This window comes from Nocardioides sp. NPDC057767, assembly GCF_042798275.1.
Classification (GTDB): domain Bacteria; phylum Actinomycetota; class Actinomycetes; order Propionibacteriales; family Nocardioidaceae; genus Nocardioides.
In genome coordinates, this window is record NZ_JBHVKJ010000101.1 from 1 (window position 1) to 10,250 (window position 10,250).

Genomic DNA, 10,250 nt, shown 5'->3' on the forward strand with positions numbered 1-10,250 from the left:
GGAGGGCTGTTGGGGGGTTGCGGGTCCCGGCGCCGGCAACCGCAGACGCCGCAGCAGGAGCGCGTTGACGGCGACCAGGAAGCTCGAACCCGACATCGAGAGCGCGGCGATCTCCGGGCGGAGCATGAGCCCGAAGGCCGGCACGAACACGCCGGCCGCGATCGGCAGCGCGACGGCGTTGTAGCCCACGGCCCAGCCCAGGTTCTGCCGCATCTTGCGCAGGGTGCCGCGGCCGATGACCAGAGCGACGGGAACGTCGAGCGGGTCGGAGCGCATGAGGACGACGTCGGCAGCCTCGATGGCCACGTCGGTCCCGGCCCCGACGGCGATCCCGACATCGGCCTGCACGAGCGAGGGTGAGTCGTTCACCCCGTCGCCCACCATCGCGACGACCCGGCCCTCGGCCTGCAGCTTCTCGACCTGCTCGGCCTTGTCCTGCGGCAGGACCTCGGCGATCACCGTGTCGATCCCGAGCTCGGCGGCGATCCGATCCGCGGTGGCCCGGTTGTCGCCGGTGAGCATGACCACGTGGATGCCGGCCTCGTGCAGGGCCGTCACGGCGGCGGTGGAGGTCTCCCGGATGGCGTCGGCGATGCCGACCACGGCGACCGCACGGCCGTCGACCGCCACGAAGATCGCGGTGCGTCCGCCGGCGGCGATCTCGTCGCGCCGGCCACCCAGATCTGCCTCGTCGATGCCCTCGGACTCGAGCAGGCGGCGGTTGCCGACGGCGACCCGGTGCCCGTCGACCTCGGCGACGGCGCCGATTCCGGTGACGTTACGGAAGCCGGTCGCGCGCAACCGCGGGACAGCGGCCTCGTCGACATACCTGACGACGGCGCGGGCGAGCGGGTGCTCGGACTCGCGCTCGACGGCACCGGCCAACGCCAGCAGGCGCGTGCGGTCGATGTCGCCGAGGACGACATCGGTCACCTCCGGCTCCCCCTTGGTCAGGGTGCCGGTCTTGTCCATGACGACGGTGTCGATTCGCGCCGAGGTCTCGATCGCGGTGGCGTTCTTGAACAGGATCCCACGTTTCGCGCCCAGACCGGAGCCGACCATGATGGCTGTCGGCGTCGCGAGCCCGAGCGCGTCGGGGCAGGTGATCACCACGACCGTGATCGCGAACAGGAGTGCCGTCGTGACGGCGGCGCCGGTGGCCCACCAGACCATGAAGGTGGCGGCCCCACCGATCAGTGCGACGAGCACGAGCCAGAAGGCGGCCCGGTCGGCGAGCCGCTGACCAGGGGCCTTGGAGTTCTGCGCCTGCTGCACCAGGGCCACGATCTGCGCGAGCGCGGTGTCCGCGCCGACCTTGGCCGCACGCACACGCAGCGTTCCGCTCGCGTTGACGGTGGCACCGATGACCGCGTCCCCCGGTGCCTTGTGGACCGGGAGGCTCTCCCCGGTGACCATGGACTCGTCGACCTCGGACTCGCCCTCCTCCACGACGCCGTCGGTGGCGATCTTCGCCCCGGGACGGACGAGCAGCAGGTCTCCGACCTTCACCTCCGAGGTCGGCATGTCGACAAATTGACCCTCGCGGATCACGGTTGCCTGAGGCGGGGCGAGATCGAGCAGCGTACGGATGGCGTCGTTCGCCCCGCCGCGGGCGCGCATCTCGAACCAGTGACCCAGCAGCACGAACGCCGCCAGCACGGTCGCAGCCTCGTAGAAGACCTCGCCTCCGCCCGTCACGGTCACCCCGAGGGAGTAGAGCCAGCCGGCGCCGATGGCGACCGCGACCAGCACCATCATGTCGAGGGTGCGCGCTTTGAGCGCGCGCCAGGCGCCGTCGAAGAAGATCCAGGACGAGTAGAAGACCACCGGGATCGACAGGATCAGGCTGAACACGTCGTCGCGCAGACCGAACGGCGCCGGTGCCTCGAACCCGAAGACCTCACGCCCGATCGGTGACCAGAGCAGGATCGGGACCGAGAGCACCAGAGCCACCAGGAACCGGTTGCGCATGTCGGTGACCATGTCGGCCATCGACATGCCCTCGTGTCCCCCGTGGCCCATCGCATCGTGCGGCGACATCGTGGGAGCGTGCTCGTGGCCCACATGATCCGCGTGATCGCCGGGAGACGCGAGCGGGTCGCAGATGTGGCCGGGCACCGACTGTCCGGAGCAGTGATATCCGCACTCGCGGACCCAGTCGCGCAGCTGCGTCACGTCGGTCCGCTGCGGATCGAACGTGACGGTCGCCGTCTGTGCGACCGGGTTGGCCTCGACGTCGAGGACACCCGGGCGCCGCCGGAGGACGGACTCGGCCACGGCCTTGCTCGATGCCCAATGGACTCCCGAGACCTCCAGGACGGCTGTTGCCACCTCGTCGTGAGTCAGCTCGCGCGCAGCGTCGATTCTCATGGGAACCCCTTCGTGACGATTTCAACATAATACCCCTCGGGGGTACCTAGCCAAGGCCTGAACGTCCCGGGGAAGAGGGCCTTAGGACCAATCACGAGGTTCCTATTGCCCTGCTGGTCGCCCACCCAGGTCGTGAAGATGGAAGGAGTCCGGCCGAGAGGAGCAGAGCATGCCGTGGATCACGACCGGCATCGGTCGCGCCGGTTCTTCGGATGCCGGGCGGCGAACCGTCGACGACGCTCGACCGGAGCCCGCGAGCCGCTGGAAGACGATTCGCGACACCCTCGGCGCGGTGACCGGCACAGTCCTGGGAATCGCTCCTCATGTCCTGCATCACATCGGCCTTCTTGCGGGGGCGGCGCTGATCACCGGCACCACGGGCAATGTTCTGTTCTACGCGATCGGTCTGCTGCTCTCGGTGCCGATGCTGCGGCGCCTCTACCGCCGGTTCCGGTCGCTGTGGGCACCTGTGATCGCGGTCGTCGTGTTCACCGGCTTGTTCTCCGTGTCGGCCTTCGTGATCGGCCCGGCGATCTCCGGCAACGACGACGACACCCCGCCGCCCTCGACCCCGACGGATCACGGCCCGGGCTCTAGGGACGAGCACGGCCACTGAACGTGGGCGCTGCCGAGGAGGTCCTCCCCGCGTTGGTCCGCCACCACAGCAGGCTGGTGAGCACGGAGAGCGCGAGCAGCCAGATGACGGCGTACAGCAGCGGCGCCAGCTCGTCGAACGACGAAGTGAGCGCGCCGTCGAGGACCAAACGCGTGCCTCCGTACGCCGGAAGCCATCTCGCCCACGGGTCCGGCTGGGCACTCAGCATCGGGCTCTGCGAGATCCCTACGTCGAGGAACGGCAGGAGGAAGGCGATGAACACTCCGCTGACCCGGCCGAAGATCGGTCCGACGAGCACCCCGACGAGGGCGTACGTGCCGGCGACCAGCACATTCCCCAAGGCGTAGACCGGCCAGTCTGCCGGCGAGAAGACCGCAGCGACCACGGCGAGCGACACCGCTGCCGCGACCAGCACCGCGGCACCGATCGTGGTGAGCCGGACGGCGAGGAGTACGCCCGGACGCAGCCCTGCCAGGCACAGCCTGCGATCGGTCTCGCCGGTGGCGAGGATCGTGAACAGGCCGACCAGCATCGCCAGCGACGCCACGGAGATGGGAGCCATCGTTCCCGCATGGATCTCGGCCGGATCGAACATCCTCACCACCAGGCGACCGTTCTCGCGCACCGCGATGCCGGTGTGCCCGTGCGGCGTGATGACATCGGAGAGCACGATGAACACGGCCGGCACGAGCGCCAGCAGCGCCCACATGGCCGGGTTGCGTATCAGCTCCCGCATGCCCATGCCGAGGCTTCGGCCGTACTGGTCGCTGCGGGCTCCGGCGCCATGCCTGCGGCGACGGTTGCCCCGGCCGACGGCCGAGGTGCGCGCGATGAGCAGCGCCGAGCCGCCCAGCGACACGGCCACCCAGGCGACGCTGATGCCCACGTCGCCCAGCCAGGCCGCGTGCCCTGACGGGGTGTCGGCCACCCACAGCGAGATGAAATGGGTGGGTAGCAAGCGGGTGACCGCACTGTCGCTCGAGGACAGGGTCGGTCCGAAGAAGACGTCGAGGATCCAGACGAAGAGCACCACGACCGTGCCGTTCACCGGATCGCGCGCGATGGCGCCGACCGCGGCGCCGATGCCGAGGTAGACCAACGCGAACATGGTGGTGCCGATGATCAGGCGACCCGGATGGTCCAGGGGCTGACGCAGTGCCAGTACGGCCAGCGAGACGGCGCTGGCGACCACCGCCAGAATGGCCCCGGTCAGGAGCCGGGCGACGACGAGCGTTCGTGGTCGAGCTCCGCACAACAGCAGGCGACGGTCGGCGTCCCTGGCGGCGGAGACCTGGAAATACATGGCCACCGCGGCGAGGAACCCGGCCGCCCAGCCCGCCGTGGCCTGCTCCAACGCCGTACCGTCCCCACCGAGGAGCCGCGCCGCGTCGGCGAGCGAGTCCGCTGCGACGAGCACGAAGACGACCGGAACCAGCACGAGGACGACCAGGTTGGTGGAGTTCCTCGCGTAGTCACGCAGGAAACCGCGGGCGAAGACCCACCAGGTCACCGCGGGGCCGCCTTCCCGTCGCGGATCTCCACGATCCGGTCGAAGCGGTCCTCGTCGACGACGAAGTGGCTCACGATCAGGGCGCTGCGGCCGGCGGTCCGCCGCTCGGCGACCAGATCCCAGAACTTCAGGTACGTGTCGAAGTCGAATCCCGCGTAAGGCTCGTCCAGCAACAGCACCTCGGGATCTGCCAGAAGGGCCAGGGACAGGTTGAGCTTGGCCAGCGTGCCACCCGACAGCTCATCGGCTCGTACGTCCGCGTAGCGCGCGAACCCCAGGGCCTCGTACAAGCCCTCGGCCGAGGTGCGAGCCTGTGCGGACGTGAGCCCGTAGGCGGCCCCGAAGAGCTCGACGTGGTCGTCACAGGTCAGCCGTCCGTAGACCTGCGGCACCTGTGGGCAGTAGCCGATGCGGCCCTCGTGGGTCACCGTTCCCTCGTCCTGGGCCAGTGCACCGACGAGGATCTTCATCACGGTGGACTTACCCGATCCGTTCTCGCCGACCAGACCCACCACCTCGCCCGCACCGAGCTCCAGATCGATCCCACGCAGCACCGGGTGTCGGCGCCGTCGAGGCCACCAGCCTCGACGGAACGACTTCACGATCCCCGCGGCGCGCAGCACGTTCCGAGCCGCGACCGGTTCGTGCACCGAGGTGGGCTCGGCGGCGGCCATCGTCCGCCCACCTAGTGCCGCGAGTGCGAGTCGCGCCGATGGTCGGGGTCCTGGTGCTCGCGTCCTCCGCTGCCGTGCATGCCCTTCATCATGAAGATCATCATCAGCGGGCAGAGCAGAAGGATGGCGAGAACAGCAAGGGACCCGAACGGTACGCCGACCGAGAGTGCCCCCACGAAAACGATTGCTGCCGCCACGGCGAACAGGCCCAGGTTCGAGGTCTTCATCGGTCTTCTCCTCTACGTCCGGCGGTCGAGCCGCCTGACTTCAGCCTGGACCGGGACAGCGTCCGCGGCGAGGGTCGTTGGGTGACACTCCGAGGGCTGTTGGTCCCGGGCGAAGGTCCTCTGCGCGCGTGGACCTTCGGACACCGGACGACGTTCTTGTTGCCCTGCTGCTCCCTCTCATCGCTTGTGACGATGACGCGAAGAGCTCGGTCGAGAGGAGCAGAGTCATGCGGCGAGACCCTGGGATCGGTCGCCGGACAGTCTTGCTCGGCGCACTCGGAGCCCTGGCGGCCGGAGCCTTGAGCTCGTGTGAGGGCGACGGCAGTCCAGGAACGTCCCGGCCCATGCCCCGGCTCATCGGGCCACGCTCGGACGAGGTTCGTGCCGCCGAGCAGCTGCGACGTACGCCGGGCCAGCGCGTCGTCTCCCGGAAGATCACCGCTCGCGAGAGCGTCATGGATCTGGGCGAGCGGACGGTGTCGACCTGGACGTACGACGATGCCCTACCCGGACCCGAGCTGCGGACGAGGGCCGGCGACCTGCTGCGGGTCGAGCTCACCAACGACCTCCCTGACGAGACGAGCATCCACTGGCACGGGCTGGCCCTGAGCAACGACATGGACGGCGTCCCGGGACTGACCCAAGATCCGATCGGCGCCGGATCGAGGTTCGTCTACGAGTTCACCACCCCCGACCCCGGGACGTACTTCTTCCACCCGCATACCGGGGTCCAGCTCGATCGCGGCCTGTACGGCGTGCTGATCGTCGACGACCCCGACGAGCCAGGTGGCTACGACCAGGAGTGGGTCGTCGTCCTCGACGACTGGATCGACGGCACCGGACGGACACCCGACGACGTGCTGGAGCGCCTGGCATCGAGCACGGGCCACGGCGGGATGATGGGCCGGACGATGCACTCCCCACTTCTGGGAAGCGCCGGAGACGTCGACTACCCGCTCCATCTGATCAACGGACGCACCCCTCGCGCTCCGGTGACCTTCACCGGTCGTCCCGGACAGCGGGCCCGGATCCGGATCGTCAATGCCGGCTCCGACACCGCCTTCCGGGTCGCGCTCGGCGGTCACCGGCTGACGGTCACCCACTCCGACGGGTTCCCGGTGACACCGGTCGCGACCGATGCCCTGCTGATCGGCATGGGCGAGCGGTACGACGTGATCGTCGAGCTCGCCGACGGGGCGTTCCCACTGGTCGCACAGGCAGAGGGCAAGACCGGTGCCGGCCTGGCGGTGGTGCGTACCGGCTCAGGGGCGGCGCCGTCGGCAGGGACGCGCGTTCGTGAGCTCGACCGGCGGATCCTGCTGGGGACCGATCTGGCCGCGGCGGACAGCGCACGGCTGGGTCGCCGGAGCATCGACAGAAGCCTCGACGCCGTACTCGGCGGGGGCATGATGTCCTACCGGTGGACGATCAACGGTGGAGCGTTCCCAGACACCGATCCGCTGGAGGTGGCGCAGGGCGAAAGAGTCAGGCTCCACGTACGGAACACCTCGATGATGTTCCACCCGATGCACCTGCACGGGCACACCTTCGCCCTCGCCGGGAGCGGCGTCCGCAAGGACACGGTGATCGTGCGCCCTCATCAGAGCCTCGAGGTCGATCTCCAGGCCGACAACCCCGGCCAGTGGGCGCTGCACTGCCACAACATCTACCACGCCGAGACCGGCATGATGACCGTGCTCTCCTACCGCAGGTGAGAGCCGGCTCGCGACGGACGTCGGGGGCCCCACTTCACCGCTCGAGGTCAGCGAGCGGCGACGGCGCGGAGGACGAACTCCTCGATCCGCTCGGCCGGGAGATGGCGGGTGCCGAGGACGGCGTGGACGAGAGCGAGGGTGGCATCGACGTCGGGCACGACGAAGATGCCCTGCTCGGCGCCCTGCTCGAGGATCTCGGCGAGGACCTGCTCGACGGCGACGATGTGCTCGCGGATCTCCCGGCGGGCCTCCGCGGGGAGACCGCCGTAGACCTGCGGCCCGAAGCCCATGTGACCGCGCTGTTTGTGGAGCGGAGTCTCGCCCAGCGCGAGGTGGCTGCGTACGTAGATCCGCAGCCGCTCCGCCGGATGCTCGCTCGCCGCGAGCCGGGCCTGCAGGGACGCGACGTACTCCGAGGTCTCGCGGGTCGCGAACGCGACCATCACCGCATCGCGGTCCTTGAAGTGGTGGTAGATCGCGGTGCGCCCGATCTCCGCGCGCTGTGCCAGCTTCGACATCGTGACCGCGTCATAGCTGCCCTCGGCCATCAGCTCCGCGAAGGCCGCGAAGATCCGCTCGCGCACCAGCCTGCGGTGCTCGGCGACGTTCTCAGCGGCGATACGGGGCACGAGGACGAACCCTAGTTCACGTGCGATAGCTGTCGAGGCGAGCGCCGAGCTCCTCGAAGAGCGCCTGGTTGAGACCGAAGGCGACCTGGACCTCCGCGACGATGCGGGCCTTCCCGGCAGGGTCGAGGTCCAGTGCGTCGAGGCGGGCGCGGTAGCCGTCCTTGTAGGGCTTCGGCTTCGGGATCTCGGCGAACTCGTAGAACGCCACCCCTTCGCCGCCGAGCTCGAAGAACCGGTCGAGCAGCCGGCCGATCGCCTGGCCTCCGGAGAGATCGCCGAGATAGCGGGTGTAGTGGTGGGCCGCATAGAGGCCGCCCCACGCCCGGGTCGCCTCGATCCGGGCGACGTACGCATCGGCGGCCGCCGACTCGACGCTGTCGCCGTCGACACCCGGCGCCCACACGGCCAGGTCGGCATCGATCGCGGCCAGGCGCTCGAGCGCGATGTCGTGGACGGCCGCGGCGATGGGGTCGATGGCGGCCAGGTCACGGCCCACCGACTCGAGCGCGAGATAGACCTTGCGCAGACGCAGCAGGTAGTCGGCGTACCCCTGCTTGTTGACCCGTCCGGCCAGCAGCTCCTCCATGAAGGAGGACGTCTCGGCAGCGGCGTGCTGGACCCGGGATCCCGCACGCATCAGCGCGGAGAGCGGAGCCCCGGAGGTCTCGTCGACGAGTAGGGCAGACATGTGTGCTCCAGTGCTGTCGGGCGTCGGGCGGGCGGCGTTCCGAACAAAGATATTGACACACTGTCAGAAAGTCATCAAGGCCTTGGTTAGGTTGCCCTAAGTGGCACTCGGTCGTGATTGAGAACGAGTTTTTACGATCAGGACAGAAAAGAACAGCCGGGGCACAAGATCCATACGGCAGGTCCATATCGATGGCGCCTTCTGGGACCTTGGTCATTTCTGCATCGAGATCGACGTCGAACACGACCTGTTACCAGCGAAGTTACGGCGAAATTCTGTGACCCCGGGTCCGGGTCGAGCGCTGGGCGACGGCGAATCGACGTGGCTAGACTCCCCGCTTCGTCACGGCGAGTCACAGCAACCGGGGGGCTGCAGAGGCTGACTTCTACTCGTCGTGCCCTGTCATCGACAGTTATCAACACCATTGGAGAAGTCACTTGCGCTCCCCACTCTCGGTCCGCGGAGCCGCCCTTGTTGCGGCGACCGCGATGATCGGTCTCTCCGTGACCGCGGCCCCGGCGACTGCGTCGGCGGAGAAGCCCCAGGCCAAGGCGTCGTCGGTCGCCCTGGCTGTCAACGTGTCCGACAAGGTCAAGGTGGACACCGGCCGCTACACCGCCACCTACAACGGCAAGAAGACCGTCAACTCCGGCACCAACAAGCCGGCCCTACCGCTCCTCGAGGGTGAGCAGCAGCTCCTCTCGGTCGGCGTGTTCGCCCAGGACGCCGCCGCCGCGCTCCAGAACGGCACCGTCTACTCCGGCGCCTGCTCGGCCCTGGCCGGCAAGGGCGCGACCCTGGTCTCCATCGGCGACGGCTCCAGCTGCGTCAAGCCGGGCGAGGCCGTCACGGTGAACCTCGCCGAGCTCGACCTGCAGAAGCTGGGCGCGACCACCGACTACCTGCTCAACGACGAGAGCAAGGACTTCCACGTCAAGCTCGGCCCGGTCAACCCGCTGGTCCAGGACGTCGTCTCCGGCGTGCTGACCAAGGTCGGTGGCCTCTCGGTCGGCGTCGACCTCGACGCCGCGGAGAGCACCTGCATGGCGAAGGGCACCAAGTTCAAGGGCAACACCCAGCTCAAGAACGCCGCCGTCACGGTCAACGTCCCCGGCAAGGGTGACATCAAGGTCGCGGACCTGCCGGCGAACCCGAAGAAGAACACGACGGTCGTGCCGGACCTCTCCCCGGTGACCGACGCCGTCCTCGGCCGCGTCGACACGCTGCTGCAGTCGGGCCTCAAGAAGGACATCGGGCTGGGCGACATGAGCGTCTCGATCCGCATCGACCTGATCGAGCACATCAAGAAGCAGCTCGCCGTGCTGCTCAAGGGCCTCGAGACCGACCTGGTCGAGCTCACCATGAACAAGCAGGACAAGACCGCCAAGTCGCTCGAGGTGTCCGCGCTGGACATCAAGGTGCTCGACGCCGTGAAGAAGGTCGGCGCCCCGACCGCTGCCGAGGTCGCCATCGGCACCAGCACCTGCGGCACCAACGGCCTCACCACCGCCGAGGAGAAGGCTGCGGCCGCCGGCGACAAGAAGAACGTCGACGTCGTCGTCTCCGGCGACCAGTCCGACCCGGACACGAGCGTCGCGGCCAAGCCCGACAACGCTCCGGCCAACGCCGAGCTCAACCTGCTCTCGTCCCCGGCCGCCAAGGGTGGGTTCGCCGCCGGCGCGCTCGTGCTGCTCGTCGCCGCCGCTGCCGCCACCCGGTGGTTCCTGCTGCGCCGCGCACAGGCCTGATCCACTGATCAGGACCTCCCGATAGGGACGTCGTAGAACCTGCACCACCGAATCCCGGGCCAAGGCTTGAAGC

General features: G+C 68.8%; 9 protein-coding genes. 3 read left to right on the top strand and 6 right to left on the bottom strand.

What is annotated here, in order from left to right; genetic code table 11:
* A partial coding sequence (locus ACFVDI_RS27900; protein ID WP_378912136.1) for a heavy metal translocating P-type ATPase occupies window positions 1-2,370 on the bottom strand: 2,370 nt, incomplete at its 3' end.
* 169 nt (window positions 2,371-2,539) lie between these two features.
* Here ACFVDI_RS27900 and ACFVDI_RS27905 point away from each other — a divergent pair.
* A complete protein-coding gene (locus ACFVDI_RS27905) occupies window positions 2,540-2,986 on the top strand; it encodes a hypothetical protein (RefSeq protein ID WP_378912137.1) in 447 nt (148 codons plus the stop codon).
* Here the strand turns inward: ACFVDI_RS27905 and ACFVDI_RS27910 are convergent.
* The 3 genes from ACFVDI_RS27910 to ACFVDI_RS27920 are packed head-to-tail and all read right to left on the bottom strand — an operon-like array spanning window position 2,964 to window position 5,397.
* On the bottom strand, window positions 2,964-4,496 hold the full coding sequence (locus ACFVDI_RS27910) for an ABC transporter permease (protein WP_378912138.1): 1,533 nt from the start codon (window positions 4,494-4,496) through the stop codon (window positions 2,964-2,966). The two genes, ACFVDI_RS27905 and ACFVDI_RS27910, sit on opposite strands and share 23 nt — an antisense overlap.
* A complete protein-coding gene (locus ACFVDI_RS27915) occupies window positions 4,493-5,170 on the bottom strand; it encodes an ATP-binding cassette domain-containing protein (protein ID WP_378912139.1) in 678 nt (225 codons plus the stop codon). The genes ACFVDI_RS27910 and ACFVDI_RS27915 overlap by 4 nt, the downstream gene beginning before the upstream one ends.
* Before the next feature lie 11 nt (window positions 5,171-5,181).
* Complete coding sequence (locus ACFVDI_RS27920; RefSeq protein WP_378912140.1) at window positions 5,182-5,397, bottom strand: DUF2933 domain-containing protein; 216 nt, start codon at window positions 5,395-5,397, stop codon at window positions 5,182-5,184.
* Window positions 5,398-5,624: 227 nt separating this feature from the next.
* On the opposite strand from ACFVDI_RS27920, the gene ACFVDI_RS27925 reads away from it, so the two are divergent.
* Window positions 5,625-7,112, top strand: coding sequence for a multicopper oxidase family protein (locus ACFVDI_RS27925; protein WP_378912141.1), 1,488 nt, complete (start codon window positions 5,625-5,627; stop codon window positions 7,110-7,112).
* 47 nt (window positions 7,113-7,159) lie between these two features.
* Here the strand turns inward: ACFVDI_RS27925 and ACFVDI_RS27930 are convergent, their stop codons facing one another.
* Both ACFVDI_RS27930 and ACFVDI_RS27935 read right to left on the bottom strand, forming a co-directional pair.
* Entirely contained in the window at window positions 7,160-7,741 is a 582-nt protein-coding gene (locus tag ACFVDI_RS27930; RefSeq protein ID WP_378912142.1) for a TetR/AcrR family transcriptional regulator, read from the bottom strand.
* A 16-nt stretch (window positions 7,742-7,757) separates the two neighbouring features.
* A complete protein-coding gene (locus ACFVDI_RS27935; RefSeq protein ID WP_378912143.1) occupies window positions 7,758-8,429 on the bottom strand; it encodes a heme oxygenase (biliverdin-producing) in 672 nt (223 codons plus the stop codon).
* A gap of 437 nt (window positions 8,430-8,866) precedes the next feature.
* On the opposite strand from ACFVDI_RS27935, the gene ACFVDI_RS27940 reads away from it, so the two are divergent.
* Window positions 8,867-10,177, top strand: a complete 1,311-nt coding sequence (locus ACFVDI_RS27940) for a hypothetical protein (RefSeq protein WP_378912144.1) — start codon at window positions 8,867-8,869, stop codon at window positions 10,175-10,177.
* The last annotated feature ends 73 nt before the right edge of the window (window positions 10,178-10,250 follow it).

Coding starts and splice junctions, on each gene's coding strand:
- ACFVDI_RS27905 (WP_378912137.1), top strand. CDS start 2,540: ATGCCGTGGATCACGACCGGCATCGGTCGCGCCGGTTCTTCGGATGCC.
- ACFVDI_RS27915 (WP_378912139.1), bottom strand. CDS start 5,170: ATGGCCGCCGCCGAGCCCACCTCGGTGCACGAACCGGTCGCGGCTCGG.
- ACFVDI_RS27920 (WP_378912140.1), bottom strand. CDS start 5,397: ATGAAGACCTCGAACCTGGGCCTGTTCGCCGTGGCGGCAGCAATCGTT.
- ACFVDI_RS27925 (WP_378912141.1), top strand. CDS start 5,625: ATGCGGCGAGACCCTGGGATCGGTCGCCGGACAGTCTTGCTCGGCGCA.
- ACFVDI_RS27935 (WP_378912143.1), bottom strand. CDS start 8,429: ATGTCTGCCCTACTCGTCGACGAGACCTCCGGGGCTCCGCTCTCCGCG.